The sequence below is a fragment of the Micromonospora sp. CPCC 205561 genome, assembly GCF_036906775.1.
GTDB lineage: Bacteria > Actinomycetota > Actinomycetes > Mycobacteriales > Micromonosporaceae > Micromonospora.
On the sequence record NZ_JBAKHV010000024.1, the window covers coordinates 57,207 to 77,123 of the forward strand.

Annotated in this window: 19 protein-coding genes; 16 read left to right on the forward strand and 3 right to left on the reverse strand. The window is 72.4% G+C overall.

Features of this window, described 5'->3' with window-relative positions; translation table 11 throughout:
• Positions 1–4: 4 nt before the first annotated feature.
• The 12 genes from V6V16_RS14915 (at position 5) to V6V16_RS14970 (ending at position 15,083) form a co-directional block, all read left to right on the forward strand.
• Entirely contained in the window at positions 5–1,258 is a 1,254-nt protein-coding gene (locus V6V16_RS14915; RefSeq protein WP_334562625.1) for a sugar ABC transporter substrate-binding protein, read from the forward strand.
• Positions 1,258–2,898 (forward strand): ABC transporter permease subunit, encoded by a 1,641-nt coding sequence (locus tag V6V16_RS14920; protein WP_334562626.1) that lies wholly within the window; start codon positions 1,258–1,260, stop codon positions 2,896–2,898. Before V6V16_RS14915 ends, V6V16_RS14920 begins: the two co-directional genes overlap by 1 nt.
• 14 nt (positions 2,899–2,912) lie before the next feature.
• On the forward strand, positions 2,913–3,812 hold the full coding sequence (locus V6V16_RS14925; protein WP_334562650.1) for a sugar ABC transporter permease: 900 nt from the start codon (positions 2,913–2,915) through the stop codon (positions 3,810–3,812).
• Positions 3,813–4,034: 222 nt separating this feature from the next.
• Positions 4,035–5,846 (forward strand): glycoside hydrolase family 13 protein, encoded by a 1,812-nt coding sequence (locus V6V16_RS14930; RefSeq protein ID WP_334562627.1) that lies wholly within the window; start codon positions 4,035–4,037, stop codon positions 5,844–5,846.
• Positions 5,847–6,065: 219 nt separating this feature from the next.
• Positions 6,066–6,407: a hypothetical protein gene (locus V6V16_RS14935; RefSeq protein WP_334562628.1), complete on the forward strand. Its 342-nt coding sequence runs from the start codon at positions 6,066–6,068 to the stop codon at positions 6,405–6,407.
• A gap of 276 nt (positions 6,408–6,683) precedes the next feature.
• On the forward strand, positions 6,684–7,748 hold the full coding sequence (locus tag V6V16_RS14940) for a BMP family lipoprotein (protein WP_334562651.1): 1,065 nt from the start codon (positions 6,684–6,686) through the stop codon (positions 7,746–7,748).
• A gap of 261 nt (positions 7,749–8,009) precedes the next feature.
• Positions 8,010–9,551, forward strand: coding sequence for an ABC transporter ATP-binding protein (locus V6V16_RS14945; RefSeq protein WP_334562652.1), 1,542 nt, complete (start codon positions 8,010–8,012; stop codon positions 9,549–9,551).
• Entirely contained in the window at positions 9,548–10,873 is a 1,326-nt protein-coding gene (locus V6V16_RS14950; RefSeq protein WP_334562629.1) for an ABC transporter permease, read from the forward strand. Before V6V16_RS14945 ends, V6V16_RS14950 begins: the two co-directional genes overlap by 4 nt.
• Before the next feature lie 3 nt (positions 10,874–10,876).
• Positions 10,877–12,157 (forward strand): ABC transporter permease, encoded by a 1,281-nt coding sequence (locus tag V6V16_RS14955; protein ID WP_334562630.1) that lies wholly within the window; start codon positions 10,877–10,879, stop codon positions 12,155–12,157.
• Between the two features lie 14 nt (positions 12,158–12,171).
• On the forward strand, positions 12,172–12,876 hold the full coding sequence (locus V6V16_RS14960; RefSeq protein WP_334562631.1) for a cytidine deaminase: 705 nt from the start codon (positions 12,172–12,174) through the stop codon (positions 12,874–12,876).
• Between the two features lie 135 nt (positions 12,877–13,011).
• Complete coding sequence (locus V6V16_RS14965) at positions 13,012–14,292, forward strand: thymidine phosphorylase (RefSeq protein WP_334562632.1); 1,281 nt, start codon at positions 13,012–13,014, stop codon at positions 14,290–14,292.
• A 110-nt stretch (positions 14,293–14,402) separates the two neighbouring features.
• Entirely contained in the window at positions 14,403–15,083 is a 681-nt protein-coding gene (locus tag V6V16_RS14970; RefSeq protein ID WP_334562633.1) for a DUF4272 domain-containing protein, read from the forward strand.
• A 9-nt stretch (positions 15,084–15,092) separates the two neighbouring features.
• On the opposite strand, the gene V6V16_RS14975 is transcribed toward V6V16_RS14970, so the two are convergent.
• Both V6V16_RS14975 and V6V16_RS14980 read right to left on the reverse strand, forming a co-directional pair.
• Entirely contained in the window at positions 15,093–15,971 is an 879-nt protein-coding gene (locus tag V6V16_RS14975; RefSeq protein ID WP_334562635.1) for a putative RNA methyltransferase, read from the reverse strand.
• Between the two features lie 77 nt (positions 15,972–16,048).
• The gene (locus V6V16_RS14980; protein ID WP_334562636.1) at positions 16,049–16,513 is read right to left on the reverse strand and encodes a MarR family winged helix-turn-helix transcriptional regulator; all 465 of its coding nucleotides are present in this window, start codon (positions 16,511–16,513) and stop codon (positions 16,049–16,051) included.
• Between the two features lie 58 nt (positions 16,514–16,571).
• Here V6V16_RS14980 and yczE point away from each other — a divergent pair, with 58 nt between their 5' ends.
• The 4 genes from yczE (at position 16,572) to V6V16_RS15000 (ending at position 19,388) form a co-directional block, all read left to right on the forward strand.
• Positions 16,572–17,201: a membrane protein YczE gene (gene yczE / locus V6V16_RS14985; protein WP_334562637.1), complete on the forward strand. Its 630-nt coding sequence runs from the start codon at positions 16,572–16,574 to the stop codon at positions 17,199–17,201.
• Complete coding sequence (locus V6V16_RS14990) at positions 17,189–17,758, forward strand: NADPH-dependent FMN reductase (RefSeq protein WP_334562638.1); 570 nt, start codon at positions 17,189–17,191, stop codon at positions 17,756–17,758. The genes yczE and V6V16_RS14990 overlap by 13 nt, the downstream gene beginning before the upstream one ends.
• The gene (locus V6V16_RS14995) at positions 17,755–18,168 is read left to right on the forward strand and encodes a PPOX class F420-dependent oxidoreductase (protein WP_334562639.1); all 414 of its coding nucleotides are present in this window, start codon (positions 17,755–17,757) and stop codon (positions 18,166–18,168) included. The genes V6V16_RS14990 and V6V16_RS14995 overlap by 4 nt, the downstream gene beginning before the upstream one ends.
• 140 nt (positions 18,169–18,308) lie before the next feature.
• Entirely contained in the window at positions 18,309–19,388 is a 1,080-nt protein-coding gene (locus tag V6V16_RS15000; RefSeq protein WP_334562640.1) for an adenosine deaminase, read from the forward strand.
• 33 nt (positions 19,389–19,421) lie between these two features.
• Here the strand turns inward: V6V16_RS15000 and V6V16_RS15005 are convergent, their stop codons facing one another.
• The gene (locus tag V6V16_RS15005; protein ID WP_334562641.1) at positions 19,422–19,760 is read right to left on the reverse strand and encodes a hypothetical protein; all 339 of its coding nucleotides are present in this window, start codon (positions 19,758–19,760) and stop codon (positions 19,422–19,424) included.
• Between the last annotated feature and the right edge of the window lie 157 nt (positions 19,761–19,917).

Genomic DNA, 19,917 nt, shown 5'->3' on the forward strand with positions numbered 1-19,917 from the left:
ACCGATGCGCATCCGTACCGCGGGTGTGGTCGCCGTCCTCGGCCTGGCGCTCGCCGCCTCCGGCTGCGGTGGCGACAGCAACGACGAGCCGGCCGCGAAGGAATCCACCAAGGCCGCCGCCGGCGGCAAGCTGGTGATCTGGGCCGACGACAAGCGCACCGCCGCCCTCAAGCCGTTCGCCGAGAAGTTCGGCCAGGAGAACGGCGTCACCGTCGAGGTCCAGGCCGTCTCGAAGGACCTGCAGACCAACTTCGTCACCGCCTCGCAGCAGGGCAGCGGCCCGGACGTCGTGGTCGGCGCGCACGACTGGATCGGCAACCTCGTCCAGAACGGCGCCATCGACCCCGTGCAGCTCGCGGCGGAGCAGAAGAGCGGCTTCAACGAGACGGCCGTCAAGGCCGTGACGTTCAACGGCCAGCTCTACGGCGTGCCCTACGCCATGGAGAACCTGGCGTTGATCCGCAACACCGAGCTGGCCCCCGAGGCGCCGAAGACCATCGAGGACCTGGTGGCCGCCGGCAAGAAGCTCAAGGCCGAGAAGAAGGCCAGCGAGATCCTCTGCCTCCAGTCCGGCCAGAACGGCGACGCCTACCACATCTACCCGCTCTACACCTCCGGTGGCGGGTACCTCTTCGGCACGGGCGCCAACGGCGACTACGACCCGAAGGACCTGGGCGTGGGCAAGCCGGAGTCGATCGAGGCGTTCAAGAAGATCGCCAAGCTCGGTGAGAAGGGCGACGGCGCGCTCAAGCGCTCGATCACCGGCGAGAACTCGATCGCCACGTTCACCGGCAAGAAGTGCGCCTTCCTGGTCTCCGGCCCGTGGGCCATCGCGGACGCCAAGAAGGCCAACATCAAGTACGACATCTCCCCGGTCCCCGGCTTCGCCGGTGGCAAGGAGGCCCAGCCGTTCGTGGGCGTCCAGGCGTTCTACGTGGCCGCCAAGGGCAAGAACAAGGCCCTGGCCCAGGAGTTCGTCGCCAACCACGTCACCACCCCCGAGCTGGCCGTGGCGCTCTACAACGCCGAGCCCCGCCCGCCGGCGCTGACCGCCGCCCTCGACCAGGTCAAGGGCACCGACCCGGACCTGGCCAAGTTCCAGGAGGCCGGCAAGAACGGCCAGGTGCTCCCGGCGATCCCGGCCATGGCCACCATCTGGGACCCGTTCGGCAAGGCCGAGGCCGCCATCATCGGCGGTGCCGACCCGGCCAAGACGATCACCGCTGCCGGCAAGACCATCTCCGGCCAGATCAAGTAATGAGCACGTCGCTGTCCGGCCCGGGGGCTGCCACCCAGCCCCCGGGTCGGGAGCCCGTCGGCCCCGGGGGCCCGGGCAGGTCCCGCACCGCGCGGCACCACGCGCCGATCACCGTGACGGGGCTGCTCGTCAAGGTCCTCCTGCTCGGCCTGACCGCCGGGATCGCGGTCTGGGCGGCCTTCCCGCTCGTCGAGGCCGAGAAGTGGGCCGGGCTGGCCCTGCTGGCCGCCACCACCGCCGGGCTCTTCTACCTCTACCTGACCCGCCGGCACGTCCCGGCGAAGTACCTGGTCCCCGGCACCCTCTTCCTGATCGCGTTCCAGGTGGTCCCGGTGCTCTACACGGCGAGCACCGCCTTCACGAACTTCGGTGACGGCCACCGCGGCACCAAGGAAGACGCCGTCGTCGCCATCCAGACCGCGTCGGTCAAGCAGGTGCCCGGCTCCACCGAGTACGCCCTCTCCGTCGCCACCAAGGGCGACCCGGCGACCGGCCCGCTCGTCTTCCTGGTCAGCGACCCGGGAACCGGCACCGTCTCGGCCGGCGACGCCGGCGGGCTGCGCCAGCTCGACCCGGCCGACGTGACCGTGGCCCCGGGCGGCAAGGTCACCGCCGCCGACGGCTACACGGTGCTCAACTTCGGCCAGGCCGGCGCCCGCAGCCAGGAGATCACCGACCTGGTCGTGCCGACGTCCGGGGGCGCGCTGCGCTCCGCCGGCCTCTCCCGCGCCTACGAGGGCAAGGCCATCCGGGCGTACGACGCCGGCTGCGACTGCATCACCGACACCGAGTCCGGCCGGACCTGGACGGCGGACGAGGGGACCGGCGCCTTCGTCGCCGCCGACGGCGAGCGGCTGGCCCAGGGCTGGAAGGTCACCGTCGGGCTGGAGAACTTCTCCCGCGTGCTCACCGACCCGACCATCTCCGGGCCGTTCTTCGGCACGCTGCTGTGGAACTTCGCCTTCGCCATCGGCTCCACGGGCGGCACGTTCGTGCTGGGCATGTTCATCGCCCTGGCGCTGCACTCGCCCCGGATGCGTGGCACCAACATCTACCGTGTCCTGCTGATCCTGCCGTACGCCATGCCGTCCTTCGCCATGCTGCTGGTCTGGCGGGACATGTTCAACACCGACTTCGGCCTGATCAACAACCTGTTCGGGATCGGGGTGGACTGGTTCGGCCAGGAGTGGTCGGCCCGGATCGCGGTGATCCTGGTGCAGCTCTGGCTCGGCTACCCGTACATGTTCCTGGTCGCCACGGGCGCGCTCCAGGCCATCCCCAAGGAGCTGACGGAGGCGTCGTCGGTCGACGGCGCGTCGGCCTGGCAGTCGTTCCGGGCGGTCACCCTGCCGCTGCTCCTGGTCGCGCTCTCCCCGCTGCTGATCTCGTCGTTCGCGTTCAACTTCAACAACTTCAACGCGATCTACCTGACCACCGAGGGCGGCCCGTTCCCGGCGGACAACCCGACGGCGGGGGCGACGGACCTGCTGATCACCTACACGTACCGGCTGGCCTTCGGCGCGCAGGGCGCGCAGTTCGGTCTGGCGGCAGCGGTGTCGATCTTCATCTTCACCATCGTCGCGGTGGTGTCGGCGGTGAGCTTCCGGCGCACCCGTAAGCAGGAGGAGGTGTACTCGTGACCTCGCCCAGCGGCATCCCGGCCACGGGCGTCGGCACCGGCGTCGCCGACCGCGGCCCGGCCCGGCGGCGCAACCGGTGGTTCGCCCAGGTCGGCTGGCGACACCTGGTGGGCGTGCTGGCCGTCGCGTTCAGCCTCTTTCCGATCCTCTTCGTGCTCTCGGCCGCACTCAACCCGCTCGGCACGCTCTCCTCGACGGAGCTGCTGCCGACCGGGGCGTCGCTGGAGAACTTCACGAACCTGTTCGACCGTACGGCGTTCGAGTGGTGGTTCCTCAACTCGCTGCTCATCGCCGGGGTGTCCTCGTTCGCCTCGGTATTCCTGTCGGCGCTGGCGGCGTACGCCTTCTCCCGGATGCGGTTCGCCGGCCGGCGGGTCGGGCTGCTCTCGCTCCTGCTGATCCAGATGTTCCCGCAGTTCCTGGCGATCGTGGCGATCTTCCTGATCTTCACCACGATCACCGACCTGTGGCCGGCGATCGGCTTCAACACCCCGTGGGGCCTGCTCCTGCTCTACCTGGGCGGCGCGCTGGGCGTGAACACCTGGCTGATGAAGGGCTTCTTCGACACGCTCCCCCGGGAGCTGGACGAGTCGGCCACCATGGACGGCGCCACGCACGCCCAGGTCTTCTTCCGGATCATGCTGCCGCTGGTGACGCCGATCCTGGCGGTGACCGGCCTGCTCGCCTTCATCGGCACCATCAACGAGTTCCTGATGGCGAACGTCTTCCTGACCAACGGCGAGTCCAAGACCCTCGCGGTCGGCATGTTCGGCCTCGTGGCCGGCGAACGAAACAACAACTTCGGGATCTTCGCGGCGGGCACCCTGCTCACCGCGATCCCCACGGTGCTGGTCTTCCAGCTGGTCCAGCGCTACATCGTCTCCGGCCTCACCGCCGGAGCCGTCAAGGGATAAAGCGGATAGGTGGCCGCTCCTCGCCGAGGTCGAGGCGAGGGGTGCCGCTCCGTCGCGACCGGCCGCGTCCACCGGCCGTTCCGCGACACCGCAGCGCTGCGGCAAGGGCGTCGGCGTCCGACGTACACCGGAGCAGTCACGGATCGACCGCCGCGGTCGGGAAACCGGCCGCGGCGGGAGACCCCTTTCTCTCCCCGTCCGACCGACGCGAAAGGCGCCACCATGTCCCTCTTGCCGCACCACGACGGCTCCGTCCTGTACGTCCCCGAGCAGGAACCCGCGCTCGGCGACACCGTCGACGTCTTCGTCCGGGTGCCGGTCGGGGCCGACGTCCGACAGGTGCACGTGCGCACCACCGGCGACGGGGAGCCCCGGTTCACCGAGGCGGTCGTCGACCGCACCGACGGCGGCGACGTCTGGTGGCGGGTCCCCGTCGAGGCACGCAACCCGGTCAGCAACTACCGGTTCATGCTCACCGGCGGCCACGGCTACCGGTGGCTGAACGCCGCCGGCGTGGTGTCCCACGACGTCCCCGACAACGGCGACTTCAAGCTGGTCACGCACGCCGCGCCGCCCGCCTGGGCCCGGGACGCGGTGATCTACCAGATCTTCCCCGACCGCTTCGCCCGCTCGGCCGCCGCCGGCGGCCGCGAGCTGCCGGACTGGGCGATCCCCTGCGACTGGGACACGCCGGTGATCGGGCGCGGCCCCGAGACCCCCCGCCAGTTCTACGGCGGCGACCTGGACGGCGTCACCGAGCGGCTGGACCACCTGGACCGCCTCGGCGTGAACACCGTCTACCTGACCCCGGTCTTCCCGGCCCGCTCCAACCACCGCTACGACGCGGCCAGCTTCGACACCGTCGACCCGCTGCTCGGCGGGGACGCCGCGCTGGCCCGCCTCGCCGACGCCGTACGCGCCCGGGGCTGGCGGCTGCTCGGCGACATCACCAGCAACCACACCGGCGACGCGCACGAGTGGTTCACGCGCGCCGCCGCCGACGCGTCCGCGCCCGAGCGGGGGCTGTACTACTTCGACGAGGCGACCGGGGACTACGAGTCCTGGAACGGGGTCAGGTCGCTGCCGAAGCTGAACTGGGGCAGTGCCGAGCTGCGCCGGCGCTTCGCCACCGCCGACGACTCGCTGCTGCGCCGCTGGCTGCGCCCGCCGTACGCGCTGGACGGCTGGCGGGTGGACGTGGCGAACATGACCGGGCGGCGGGGCGTCGACGCGTACACCCACGAGGTGGCGGCGCTGCTGCGCGAGGTGGTCGTCCGGACCCGGGCCGACGCCCTGCTGATGGCCGAGCACGGGCACGACCACACCGGCGACCTCGACCGCGACGGCTGGCACGGCACGATGAACTACGTCGGCTTCACCGACCCGGTCTGGTCGTGGCTGCGGCACGGCGACCAGCCCGTGCCGAACTTCCTCGGCACCCCGGGCGGGGTCCGCCGGCGGGACGCGGACGCGGTGCTCGCCACCATGAACGCCTACCGCTCGCTGATCTCCTGGCGGTCGTACGCCCACTCGTGGCAGCTGCTCGGCTCGCACGACTCCGCCCGGATCAGGACGGTCGTCGGCGACGCCGCGCGCCAGGAGGTCGCCGCCGGTCTGCTCGCCACCATGCCGGGTACCCCGATGATCTTCGCGGGCGACGAACTCGGCCTGACCGGCACCAACGGCGAGGGCTCGCGTACGCCGATGCCGTGGCACCGCCCGGAGAGCTGGGACGCGTCGACGTTCGCCGCGTACCGGGCGCTGGTCGCGCTGCGCCGGGGCGAGCCCGCGCTGCGCCACGGCGGCCTGCGCTGGCTGTACGCCGACGCGGACACCCTGGTCTACCTGCGCGAGGCCCCGACCGGATCGGTGCTGGTGCTGGCCCGGCGCGCCGCCGGGCTGCCGGTCCGGCTGAGCGGGCTGGGGCCGGCGGAGAACGTCCACGGCGGCGCCCCCGCCCTGCGCCCCGGCGCGGACGGCACGCTCACCCTCCCGCCGGACGGCCCCACCTTCCAGGCCTGGCGCCTGACCTGACCCCCCGCCCCCGCCCCCGCCCTCCCCGCCCTCCCCGCCCCCCGCCCGCACTGGGGCGCCGATCTTGCAGTTCTCGCCCGGGCGAAGGGGGCATTCCGGGCGCGGTGAGGGACGTGACCGCAAGATCGGCGAGGACTGGGGTGGGGCGGCGGGGGCGGGGGGATTTTGGGGGGCGGCCCCGCTACTACGGTTCGTCGTTGGTGAGGGAGGATGGTGCGCGTGGAAGCCTTGCGATTGATACTGCGCTATGTCCATCTGATCGGTTTCGCCCTGCTGCTCGGCGGGGCGGTCGTCCAGTACATCAGCGGGAAGTTGCGGATCAACCCGGCCATGCTCTGGGGGTCCGTGATCATGCTGGCGACGGGGATCAGTCTCTCCGCGCCCCTGCGCGACGGCGACGAACCGGCCCCGGCGAAGCTTGTTACCAAGTTGGTGCTCGCCATACTGATCTTCGTCATGGTGTTCTTCTCCCGGAAGCGGGACGTGGTCAACCGCGGACACTTCCTCGCGACCGTCGGGTTGACCCTGGTCAACGCGGCGGTGGCGGTCTTCTGGCGGTAACGTCACCGGTAGGGGGCGACGCGCCGAACCGGACGTTCGCGACGCCAGCCCGCACATCCACCGGCACAGAGAGTGATCTGTCCCACCCAAGGGTTACGTAGGGGTAACAGGCGCTCAACAGTCGTGCACGATTGGCGGCCGGTGGGTGGGCGCGGGCGTACGCTCCCGTCCGTAACGTGGGACGCCGGCGGCGCAGCGCAGGCCGGCTCAAAGGGCTGCCACCGTGCAGGACGCGGTGTGCAATGGGAAGGAGACGTCTTGCGCTCGATGCGTGGGATGCGGATCGCCTCGTTCTTCGCGGTGGGTGGGCTCGTGCTGAGCGCCGCCGCCTGCGGTGAGGCCCCCGAGGACGACAACAACGCCGGCAGTGGCGACAAGAAGTACAGCGCCTGCATGGTGACCGACGTCGGCGGCATCGACGACAAGTCGTTCAACACCTCCGCCTGGAAGGGCCTGGAGGAGGCCAAGAAGGCCAACGACAACATCGACATCAAGTACGTCGCGTCGAAGGCCGAGGCGGACTACGAGGTCAACCTGACCCAGTACGTCAACCAGAAGTGCGACTTCATCCTGGCCGTCGGCGGCCTGATGGGTGACGCCACCTCCAAGATCGCCAAGGCGAACCCGAACCAGCAGTTCGGCATCGTCGACGCGAAGGTCGCGGAGACCAACGTCTACCCGATGCAGTTCGACACCGCGCAGGCCGGCTTCCTCGCCGGTTACCTGGCCGCCGGCATGACCAAGAGCGGCACGGTGGGCACCTACGGCGGCCTGCCGATCCCGCCGGTCACCATCTTCATGGACGGCTACGCCGACGGCGTCGCGCACTACAACAAGACGAAGAGCAAGACCGTCAAGGTCGTCGGCTGGGACAAGGCCACCCAGAAGGGCTCCTTCACCAACGACTTCGTCAAGCAGGACGAGGGCAAGAAGGTCAGCGACGCGCTGGTCGCCCAGGGTGCCGACATCGTCATGCCGGTCGCCGGCGGCGCCGGCCTCGGCACCACCGGCGCGGCCAAGGCCTCGGGCGGCAAGTACAACACCATCTGGGTGGACGTCGACGGCTGCGAGAGCACCCCGGACTGCTCGGCCATCATCACCACGGTCGAGAAGAACATCCCGGACGCCGTCAAGGAGGCCGTCGTCAAGGCCGCCAACGGCGAGAAGCTGTCGCCGACCCCGGGCTACCTGGGCACCCTCGCCAACGACGGTGTCGGGATCGCTCCGTACCACGAGTTCGACAGCAAGGTCCCGGCCGAGCTGAAGGCCGAGATCGACAAGCTGAAGGCGGACATCGCCGCCGGCACCGTCACCGTCACCTCCGCGGCCCAGCCGAAGTGAGGCTCCGCCGGCCCACCCCGGTGAGACGATCACCCGGGTAGCCGGCGAGCGGGACAGCACGACGATCCGGCCGCCCCGGCGTCGCGGGGATCTCCCCACGGCACCGGGGCGGCCGTCCGCTCCACCCGACGACGGCCCCGCGCCGCGAGCGGTTTACCGGCAGCTACGCTGCACCATCGCTTCGCACTCCAGGAGGTTGCGCTGAGACTCGAACTGCGCGGCATCACCAAGCGGTTCGGTGATCTGGTCGCCAACGACCACATCGACCTGACGGTGGAGCCTGGAGAGATCCACGCCCTGCTCGGCGAGAACGGCGCGGGCAAGTCGACCCTGATGAACGTGCTCTACGGGCTCTACCAGCCCGACGAGGGCGAGATCCTGGTCGACGGCGCGCCGTTGAAGCTGCGGGGGCCGTCGGACGCGATCGGGGCCGGGATCGGCATGGTGCACCAGCACTTCATGCTGGTGCCCGTCTTCACCGTGACCGAGAACATCATGCTCGGCGCCGAGCAGGTCCGCGGCGGCATCGCCGGCTTCCTGGACCGGCGGCGGGCCCGGCGCGAGGTCGCCGAGGTCTCCGAGCGCTACAACCTGCGGGTCGACCCGGACGCGGTGATCGAGGACCTGCCGGTCGGCATCCAGCAGCGGGTGGAGATCGTCAAGGCGCTCACCCGCGACGTCGACCTGCTCATCCTCGACGAGCCGACCGCGGTGCTCACGCCGCAGGAGACCGAGGAACTGCTCACGGTCATGCGGTCGCTCAAGGCCGCCGGCAAGTCGATCGTCTTCATCACCCACAAGCTGGGCGAGGTCAAGGCCATCGCCGACCGGATCACCGTGATCCGGCGCGGGAAGACCGTCGGCACCGCCTTGCCCGAGGCGAGCCGCGACGAGCTGGCCGCGCTCATGGTCGGGCGCAGCGTGCGGCTCACCGTGGAGAAGGGGCCCGCCAGCCCCGGCAAGCCGGTCCTGGAGGTCTCCGGCCTGGTCGTCGACGACGACCGGCAGATCCGGGCGGTCGACGGGATCGACCTGACCGTACGCGCGGGCGAGGTGCTCGGCGTCGCGGGCGTGCAGGGCAACGGCCAGACCGAGCTGATCGAGGCGATCATGGGTCTGCGCCCGGTGCTCGCCGGCACGGTCACCCTCGACGGGCAGCGGATCAACGGCTGGTCGACCAAGAAGGTGCTGCGCGCCGGCGTCGGCTACGTGCCGGAGGACCGCAGCGTCGACGGCGTCGTCAAGGAGTTCTCCGTCGCGGAGAACCTGGTGCTCGACATCTACGACCGGCCGCCCTTCGGCAAGGGCCTGGCGCTGAGGCCGGACGCCATCGCGAAGTCGGCGCAGGAGCGGATCGCGCAGTTCGACGTCCGCACCTCCTCGGCCGACGCGCCGGTCGGCACCCTCTCCGGCGGCAACCAGCAGAAGGTCATCGTGGCCCGGGAGCTGTCCCGGCCGCTGAAGCTCTTCATCGCCGCCCAGCCGACCCGCGGCGTCGACGTCGGGTCCATCGAGTTCATCCACAGCCGGGTGATCCGGGAGCGGGACGTCGGCACCGCCGTCATGGTGGTCTCCAGCGAGCTCGACGAGGTGATCGGCCTGGCCGACCGGATCGCGGTGATGTACCGCGGCCGGATCATCGGCATCGTCGGCCCGGACACCCCCCGCGAGGAGATCGGCCTGCTGATGGCCGGCATCACCCCCGACGCGACCCCCACCGGCGGCACTACCGCGGGCGCGGCGACGGCCGACGGCGCCCCGGCCCCCGCAGCCGAGGCCCCTGGCAACGAGGACGAGGCATGACGAACCCGAACCCGGGCTCCCCGGACAAGGAGCCGGCGACCGAGGCGGAGGCCGCGCGGACCGCCCTCGGCAACACCGAGCGCGCCGAGCCGGCCACCACCCCGAAGGGGTCGACCCCGGAGGCGAAGCCCTCGCTGGGCCGGCTGTTCCTGGACAACCTCTGGGCGGCGAACACCTTCACGGTGACCCTGCTGTCGCTGGTACTGGCGATGCTCGTCGGCGCGGTGCTGATGATCGTCTCCGATCCCGACGTGCTGGCGACCTACAGCTACATCACCGCCCGCCCGTCCGACGCGCTCAACGCGAGCTGGACGCTGGTCAGCGAGGCGTACGGCAACCTCTTCAAGGGCGCGGTCTTCGACCCGGAGGCGGTGGGCTTCCAGGCGGTGATGAGCCCGATCTCGGAGACGCTCACCTACACCGCGCCGCTGGTCTTCACCGGCCTGTCGGTGGCGCTGGCCTTCCGGGGCGGCCTGTTCAACATCGGCGCCCAGGGCCAGGCCACGATGGGCGTGATCCTGGCCGCGCTGGCCGGCTTCCTGCTGCCGCTGCCGCCCGGGCTGCACCTGCTCGTCGCGGTGCTCGCCGGCGCGCTCGGCGGGGCGATCTGGGGCTTCATCCCGGGCATCCTCAAGGCGCGTACCGGCGCCCACGAGGTGATCAACACGATCATGCTCAACTACATCGCCACCTACTTCCTGACCTGGATCATCGTGCAGAACGGCGTCCAGGACCCGAACCGCACGGACGCGATCAGCCGCCCGGTGGACGGGTCGGCCCAACTGCCCCGCCTGCTCGGCGACGGGCTGCGGGTGCACGCCGGCATCATCCTGGCGGTGCTGGCCACCTGGGCGGTCTGGTGGCTGCTGAACCGGTCCACGCTCGGCTTCGAGCTGCGGGCCGTCGGCGCCAACCCCGACGCCGCGCGGACCGCCGGCATCAGCGTCACCCGGACGTACGTCCTGATCATGGTCTTCGCCGGGATCCTGGCCGGCCTCGGCGGCTCCAACATGGTGCTCGGCACCACGGCGAGCGCGCTGACCCCGCTCGTGGTCGCGCAGATCGGCTTCGACGGCATCCTGGTGGCGCTGCTCGGCCGGGTGAAGCCGTGGGGCGTCGCGCTGGCCGCGCTGCTCTTCGGCGCGCTCCAGGCCGGCGGCAACCGGATGCAGTCCTACTCGGGGATCTCGCTGGAGCTGGTCACCGTGCTCCAGGCGCTGATCGTCATCTTCATCGCCGCGCCGGCCCTGGTGAAGGCGATCTTCCAGCTCCGGGCCGCCCGCGCCGCCCGGTTGCAGACGAGCCTGGCGAAGGGCTGGTAACTCATGTCCACCATGGCTGTCGAAGACGTCGCGGTCGCCCCCGTCGACCAGGGCTTCTGGACCCGTACCCGCAAGGTCGGCGCCGCGCTGCTCGCCCTCGGCCTGCTGGCGACGGTGGTGTTCGGGGCGCTCGCCACCGGCGAGCAGGCCCGCTTCACCCTGAGCGAGGACGCCGCCGGCGCCGCGCTGAAGATCCACGGCACGGTCGGCGCGATCCTCTTCGGCCTCGTCGCGGTCGCCGCCGGCGTCGCGATGCTCGCCGGGCTGCCGAAGCGCTGGTTCACCCTCGTGCTCGGCGCCGGGCTGGTCGGCTTCGTGCTGTCGTTCCTCTGCTGGCAGGTCTCCGACGCGCCGGCCGGGCAGAACTTCATGCCGCTGGTCAACATCCTCCGGGGCACCTTCGTCCTGGCCCTGCCGCTGGTCTTCGGCGCGCTGGCCGGCGTGCTCTGCGAGCGCTCCGGCGTGGTCAACGTGGCCATCGAGGGGCAGCTGCTGATGGGCGCCTTCAGCGGCGCGCTCTTCGGCAGCCTCTCCGGCAGCGTCTGGGTCGGCCTGGTCGCGGCGGCCGTCGGCGGCGCGTTCATCTCGCTGCTGCTGGCGGTCTTCTCGATCCGCTACCTGGTCGACCAGGTGGTCATGGGCATCGTGCTCAACCTGCTGGCCGTCGGCGTCACCGGCTTCCTCTACGAGCGGCTGATGCAGACCGACGCGCAGAAGTACAACAGCGCCCCCCGGTTCGGCAACTGGGAGATCCCGCTGCTGTCGGACATCCCGCTGCTCGGCCCGGCGCTGTTCCGGGGCAACATCTTCCTCTACCTCGGCCTGCTGCTGGTGCTGGTCATCCACATCGCGCTCTTCCGCACCCGGTGGGGCCTGCGCACCCGCTCGGTCGGCGAGCACCCCACCGCCGCCGACACCCTGGGCGTCAAGGTGCTCGGGCTGCGCTACCGCAACGTCCTGCTCGCCGGGGTGGTCGCCGGCATCGGCGGCGCCTCCTACACGCTGGCGCTCTACTCGTTCACCAAGAACATGATCGGCGGCAAGGGCTTCATCGCCCTGGCCGCGCTGATCTTCGGCCGGTGGAGCCCGACGGGGGCGCTGCTCGCCGCGCTCTTCTTCGGCTTCGCCGACCAGCTCGCCACCTACCTGGGCGCCATCAACAGCGTGATCCCGAGCCAGTTCCTGGCCATGCTGCCCTACCTGGCGACGATCCTGGCGGTGGCCGGGCTGGTCGGCCGGGTCCGGGCGCCGGCCGCCGACGGCAAGCCGTACATCAAGGGCTGACGGGGGAGTACCACATGGAGATCGACTGGGAGCGGCTGCGGGCCGCCGCCACCGAGGTGATGCGGCATGCGTACGTGCCGTACTCGAAGTTCCCGGTCGGGGCCGCCGCCCTGGTCGACGACGGTCGGGTGGTGGTCGGCTGCAACGTGGAGAACGCCGCGTACGGCGTGGTGCTCTGCGCGGAGTGCGGGGTGGTCTCCTCGCTGCACGCCACCGGCGGCGGCCGGATCGTGGCCCTGTCCTGCGTCGACGCGACCGGCGAGCCGCTGATGCCGTGCGGCCGGTGCCGCCAGCTGCTCTGGGAGCAGGGCGGGCCGGAGTGCCTGATCGAGGCACGCAACGGGCCGTTGCGGATGGCCGAGCTGCTGCCGCACGCCTTCGACGTGACCGACCTGGAGGCCGTCACCGGCGAGGCCCCGGTGCCCGTGGTGCCGGAGCGGCTGGCCGCCTGGCGCGGGCGCGGCACGGTCTTCGTGCACCCCGACCTCTCCGCCGGTCAGCAGGTCTGGACGGCCTACTGGGAGCGGTCCGCCGGCGACAGCGAGGGCGCCGAGACCGGCGTGCTGGAGGAGGGGCCGAGCTGGGGCGACCCGGCCGAGGCGGTCGGCTGGGGCCTGGCCCGTACGCCCCGGGTGGTGGTCGTGGACGCCGCGGGCACGATCTTCTGGGCGGGCGAGGGTGAGCCGCCGATGGAGATCCCTGAACGCTGGGGTGGTTGAGCTGCGGGGATCGGGCCGACCGTGCCCGGCTCCGGGCGGTCAGGCCTGAGCCCTCCGCCGGGCACGGCCGGCCCGATCCCTCGGTGGGCGCGGTCCGCGTGCCGGTATCTGCATACGACTAGGAAGATCTTTGTGATGAGTGGGTTTGCGGCGGTTGATGTCATCCGGGTGAAGCGGGACGGGGGGGTGCTCTCCGACGCGCAGATCGACTGGGTGGTGGACGCGTACACCCGGGGGGTCGTCGCCGACGAGCAGATGTCGGCGCTGGCCATGGCGATCCTGCTGCGCGGCATGACCGGGCCGGAGATCGCCCGGTGGACCGCCGCGATGATCGCCAGCGGGGAGCGGCTCGACCTCTCCGCCGTGGACCGGCCGACCGTCGACAAGCACTCCACCGGCGGCGTCGGTGACAAGATCACGCTGCCCCTCACCCCGCTGGTCGCCGCGTGCGGCGCGGCGGTGCCGCAGCTCAGCGGCCGCGGCCTCGGGCACACCGGCGGCACGCTGGACAAGCTGGAGTCGATCCCCGGCTGGCGGGCGGCGCTGGGCAACGACGAGTTCATCGCCCAGCTCCGTGACGTCGGCGCGGTGATCTGCGCGGCCGGCGCGGGGCTCGCCCCGGCCGACCGCAAGCTGTACGCGCTGCGCGACGTCACCGGCACCGTCGAGGCCATCCCGCTGATCGCCAGCTCGATCATGAGCAAGAAGATCGCCGAGGGCACCGGCGCGCTGGTGCTCGACGTGAAGGTCGGCTCGGGCGCGTTCATGAAGTCCGTCGAGCAGGCCCGCGAGCTGGCCCGGACGATGGTCGAGTTGGGCGGCGCGCACGGCGTGCGGACCGTCGCCCTGCTCACCGACATGGCCACCCCGCTCGGCCTGGCCATCGGCAACGCCGTCGAGGTGACCGAGTCGGTCGAGGTGCTCGCCGGGGGCGGCCCCGCCGACGTGGTCGAGCTGACCCTGGCGCTGGCCCGCGAGATGCTCGACGCGGCCGGCCTGCCGGACGCCGACCCGGAGGCCGCCCTGCGCGACGGCCGGGCGATGGACTCCTGGCGGGCGATGGTCCGCGCCCAGGGCGGCGACCCGGACGCCCCGATGCCGACCGCGAACGAGGTCGAGGTGGTGCGCGCGGAGGCGGACGGCTTCGTCGCGGCGGTCGACGCGTACGACTTGGGGGTGGCCGCCTGGCGGCTCGGCGCCGGGCGGGCCCGCAAGGAGGACCCGGTGAGCGTGCCGGCGGGGGTCGTGCTGCACCGGCGCCCGGGCGACCCGGTGCGGGCGGGCGACCCGCTCTACGAGCTGCGCGCGGACGACGCCGCCCGGATCCCGGCGGCGCGCGACGACGCCGCGCGGGCGGTACGGATCTCGTCGGTCGCGCCCGCCGCGACGCCGCTGGTCATCGAGCGGATCGGCTGAGGCGACGTCCACCGGGGCGGCGTGGTGCCGGCCCGCTCGGAGCGCTATCCTCCCTGGCCAAGGGGGGACAACCGGCGCCGAGTCGTCGCGAGCAGACAGGATCTTCCGCCGTGACCGTACCTGCCCCCGACCCACGCGAGGTGCGTGAGGCGAGCCTGGACGAGCTGTCCCGGCTGCGTCTCCCGCTGCCGCCAGCCCAGTTCCCGCTCGTGTGGGAGCCCGGCGACCAGATCGAACTCCGTCCCACGGTCGAGATCGAGGCCCGCATCGCGGTGCTGCACCTGATCCTGGCCCGCTGCTTCGGTATGCCGCCGCAGGCGGCGATGAGCTGGCTGCTCGCCTCGCACCTGGTCGAGATGGTCACGCCGCCGGAGTTCCAGTTCGTGACCGGCGGCAAGGGCGACCACCGCTCCTTCGTGCTGCACCACGACGCGCTGTTCGCACTGGCCTGGGTGCTCGGTCTGACCAAGCAGCTCGACCCGACGCTGCCGGTCGACGAGCGGCTGGTGGAGCGGATGCCGCACATCCCGGGCGGGGAGACCTTCGGCCAGTGGCGCGCCCGGATCCTCGCCGCCCCGCAGCACCCCGCCGACGCGGCCGCCCTGCTGGACCTGCACTACTGCCTGGACTGGGCGTACCTGGAGACGGAACGGGCCGGTCGTACGCCGCCGGGCCTGGTGGACGCGAACGCTATCGGCCAGCGCCGGTGGGCCCTGGAGTGGGCGGTGATCCTGCGCGGGCCGTACCACGACGAGCCCCCCGGCTGGGAAGAGGTGGACCTCTCCACCTGACCCGGCCGGTCAGGGCGCCGTCGGGCGCCAGACGGTCAGCCGCACCGCGAGGGTCACCCGGACCGGCTCGGCGAGGGCGGCCACCCGGGCGGCCAGTCCGGTGGCGTCGGTGTGCCAGGCGCTGGGGCCCATCCCGACCAGCGTCACGACCTCCGGGCCGGTCAGCGTCAGCTCCCGGCGGTGCACCGTGGACGCCGCCGGGGTGAAGTGCCCGCCGAGGCTCTCGGCGACCCGGTCCGCCTTGGCCGGGTCGACCCGCAGCAGGCCGAGGGCGTCGACCAGCTCGGTGAGGTGGTCCTCGGCCGGCGTCACCACCAGCAGGGACCCGGCCGGGTCGAGGACCCGGCGGAACTCGGCGCCGTTGCGCGGCGCGAAGACGTTCAGCAGCACGGCCGTGCCGGCGTCGGCCAGGGGCAGCCGCTGCCAGGTGTCGGCGAGCGCCGCCGCCGCGCGCGGGTGCGCCCGGGCGGCCCGGCGCAGCGCCGGCTTCGACACGTCCAGGGCGAGACCCGCGGCGTCCGGCAGCGCCGCCAGCACCGCCGCGAGGTGCCGGCCCGTCCCCGCGCCGGCGTCCACCACCAGGGGGTACGCCCCGTCGGCGCCCGCCCCGGCCAGGTGCCGCACGGCCTGCGCCGCGGCGGCGGCGAGGGCGGTCGAGATCAGGTCGTAGTGGCCGGCGGCCAGGAAGTCGGCGCGGGCGGCGACCATCTCGGCGGTGTCCCCGGCGTGCGGGGCGCGGCCGGCGAGCAGGTTGACGTAGCCGTGCCGGGCCACGTCGAAGCTGTGCCGGCGCGGGCAGCGAAGCACGCGGGCGACACCGGCGGCGGTTTCGGTCAGCGGCTGGGCGCAGACCGGGCAGCGGAGCCGGTCGACGACGCGGGGTTCCACGTCAGGCGCCCGGACCGGTCGGCGCCGCGGCTGCCCGGCGGTGGTCGTCGTCGTGCTCGCGCTCGGGGTCCACCGGCTCATTCTCGATGACCGGTCAGGTGGTCGACCACCCGGTGGGTCAGCGCGTCGAGCGCGGCGACCTCGTCGGGGGTGAGCAGGTCGACGAGGTGCCGGCGGACGGCCGCCACGTGCCCGGGGGCGGCCCTCTCGATCGCGCGCCGGCCCTCGGGGGTGAGCGCGACGACCGATCCCCGCCCGTCCGTCGCGCACTCCTCGCGGACGACCAGGCCGCGCTGTTGCATCCGGGTCAGGTGGTGGGAGAGCCGGCTGCGCGACCAGAGCATCCGGTCGGCCAGCTCGCTGAGCCGCAGCCGCTGGTCGGGCGTCTCGGAGAGGTCGGAGAGGACGTCGTAGTCGGGTTCCGAGAGCCCCGCGTCACGCATCAGCTCGCGGGCCAGCTCCAGGTCGAGCAGCCGGCGCATCCGCCGGTAGCCCCGCCAGGCGCTCTGCTCCCGCTCGTCGAGCCAACGTGCCTCTCCCATGCCCACCATTCTAGGCCTCTGGTTGACATGTCATCAACCCGTTCCTATGGTGAGTGACATGTCAACCAGATTGCCGGCCCGGCTGACCCGGCTGCTGACCGGCCTCGCCTTGTTCGGCCTCAGCGTGGCCCTGATGGTCCGCGCCGACCTGGGCCTCGCGTCCTGGGACGTGCTGCACCAGGGCATCGCCGAGCGGACCGGGCTCCCCCTCGGCCAGGTGGTGAACCTGGTGGCCGTCGGGGTGCTGCTGCTCTGGATCCCGCTGCGGCAGCGCCCCGGGTTCGGCACCCTCGCGAACGCGGTCGTGGTCGGGTTCGCCGCCGACGCCGCGCTCGCCGTCCTGCCGCCGGTGGCCCCGGTCGCCGGCCGGATCGGCCTGCTGGTCGCCGGCATCCTGCTCAACGGGCTCGCCACGGCCCTCTACCTCGGGGCCCGCCTCGGGCCCGGGCCGCGCGACGGCCTGATGACCGGGCTGGCCGCGCGCGGCCTGCCGATCGGGCGGGTACGCACGGCCATCGAGCTCGGCGTACTGGGGCTGGGCTGGGCACTCGGCGGCACCGTCGGGCCCGGCACCCTCCTCTTCGCCGTCAGCATCGGGCCGCTGGCACAGCACCTCATTCCGAAGTTCACCGTGCCGGCCCCGAGCCGGCCCGCCACCACAGGAGCGACCTCGCCATGCCCTGCCTGACCGTCATCGTCGCCAGCACCCGCCCCGGCCGCGTGGGCCGCCGCCTCGGCGACTGGTTCACCGGGATCGCCGACCGGCACGACGCGTTCGACGAGGTCCGTCTCGTCGACCTCGCCGAGGTGGGACTGCCCTTCCACGACGAGCCGCACCACCCCTCCGAGGGGCACTACCTGCACCGGCACACCCGGGACTGGAGCGCCACCATCGACGCCGGGGACGCCTTCGTCTTCGTCATGCCGGAGTACAACTACGGCTTCAGCGCTCCGCTGAAGAACGCGATCGACTACCTCCACAGGGAGTGGCGGTACAAGCCGGTCGGCTTCGTCAGCTACGGCATGACCTCCGGCGGCCTGCGCGCCGTCCAGATGATCAAGCAGGTGGTGACCACCCTGAAGATGATGCCGGCCAACGAGGCGGTGACCGTGTTCCTGCGGCAGGCGCTCGACGACACCGGGGAGCTGCTGCCGGACCCGGCGCGCGACGCCGCCGCCGAGCTGATGCTCGACGAGGTGGCCCGGCTGGCCGCCGCCCTCGCCCCGCTGCGGGTGCCGGCGTGACCGCCCGGCTGTGGGAGCTGTTCGGGGAGCGCGGCCGGGGCGTGCTGGTCACCCTGCGGCGCGACGGGCGACCGCAGCTGTCCAACCTCGACTTCCTCGCCGAGCCCGGCCTGATCCGCTGCTCCACCACCGCCGACCGGGCCAAGGTGCGCAACCTGCGCCGCGACCCGCGGGCCAGCCTGCACGTCAGCACGCCCGACGGCGGGGCGTACGCGGTCGCGGAGGGGACGGTCACGCTCACCCCGCGGGCGGCGGCGGACGACGACGCCACGGTGGCGGAGCTGGTCGAGGTCTACCGGCGGATCCGCGGCGAGCACCCCGACTGGGCCGACTACCGGGCGGCGATGGTCGCCGACGGCCGGCTGGTGGTCCGGCTCGCCGTCGACCGGGTGTACGGCTGGCGCCCCTGACCGCCGGCCCGGGTGGGCCTTTCCCGGTGACCCGGGGCGGCGCCGCCGGCTGTCGCGGGGCGGCCGCCCGGCCGCCCCCGCCGGGCGGCGCGCCGTACCGGTCCGTCGGCGTGCCCGGCGCGGCCGACTAGGGTCTGGGCATGGTCGCGACAATCCGTTACGAGGACATCGTCAAGGTCCCGAAGGCGCTGCTGCACGATCACCTCGACGGTGGCCTGCGGCCGGCGACGATCGTCGAGCTGGCCGCCGAGGTGGGGCACCCACTGCCCACCACCGACGCCGAGGCGCTCGGCCGGTGGTTCGTCGAGGCGGCCGACTCGGGTTCGCTGGAGCGCTACCTGGAGACGTTCGCGCACACCGTCGCCGTCATGCAGACCTCGTCGGCGCTGCGGCGGGTGGCTCGGGAGTGCGCCCAGGACCTGGCCGCCGACGGCGTGGTCTACGCCGAGGTGCGCTTCGCCCCCGAGCAGCACCTGGAACGGGACCTCAGCCTGGACGAGGTGGTCGAGGCGGTGCTGGCCGGCTTCGCCGAGGGCAGCGCCCTCGCCGCCGAGGAGGGCCGGACGATCCGGGTCGGCACCCTGCTCACCGCGATGCGGCACGCCGCGCGGTCGCAGGAGATCGCCGAGTTGGCCGTCCGGCACCGGGACGTGGGCGTGGTCGGCTTCGACATCGCCGGCGCCGAGGCGGGCTTCCCGCCCACCCGGCACCTGGACGCCTTCGAATACCTCCAGCGGGAGAACTTCCACTTCACCATCCACGCCGGCGAGGCGTTCGGCCTGCCCTCGATCTGGCAGGCGATCCAGTGGTGCGGGGCGGACCGGCTCGGTCACGGGGTGCGGATCGTCGACGACATCACGCCCGGCGCGGAGCCGGTGCTCGGCCGGCTGGCCGCGTACGTGCGGGACAAGCGGATCCCGCTGGAGCTCTGCCCCTCCTCCAACGTGCAGACCGGCGCCGTCACCTCGATCGCCGAGCACCCGATCGGGCTGCTGCGGGACCTGCGCTTCCGGGCGACGGTGAACACCGACAACCGGCTCATGAGCGGCACCTCGATGTCGCGGGAGATGGCCCTGCTGGTGGACGCCTTCGGCTACGGCTGGAAGGAACTCCAGTGGTTCACCATCAACGCGATGAAGAGCGCCTTCATCCCGTTCGACGAGCGACTGAGGATCATCGACGAGGTCATCAAGCCCGCGTACGGCAAGCTGCTGGCCTGAGCGCGGCCGGCCGCCGCGTCCCGACGGCCGGCGTCAGGAGCGGTGCGGGTGGCCGGCGAGCAGGCCGGCCACCCGGCGCAGCACCTCGCCCGCGCGGGCCGCCTCGGCGCCCAGCCCGGTCTGCCTGCGCAACACCTCCGGCTCGGCGCGTAGCAGCGCCAGGCCGCGGCGCACCAACACCTGGGGTGCCTTGCGCTGTTCGGCCAGGTCGCGGGCCAGCCGACGGACGAAGGTCGCCCCCCGGGGACGCCGCAGGGCGTACGCTCCGGCGAGCACCCCGCGCCGCCGGCACTCCTCCACGATCTCGGCCGCGAAGATCCCTTCGGCCACGAAAAGTGGCGAACCGGCGACCTCGAATGGCCGGGTGGCCACCCGTCGGTCCTCACCGAGCGCATAAACCGGCACATCGGCCTTGCCCTCACTGGCCAGTCGGGCAATCGTTTCCACGGCCGCCGCGGCGTCCCAGGAGCGAGGTGACTCCCAGTCCACCACGCCGTTCTGTCGCGGCAACGTAGGGTCGTCGCCGTCC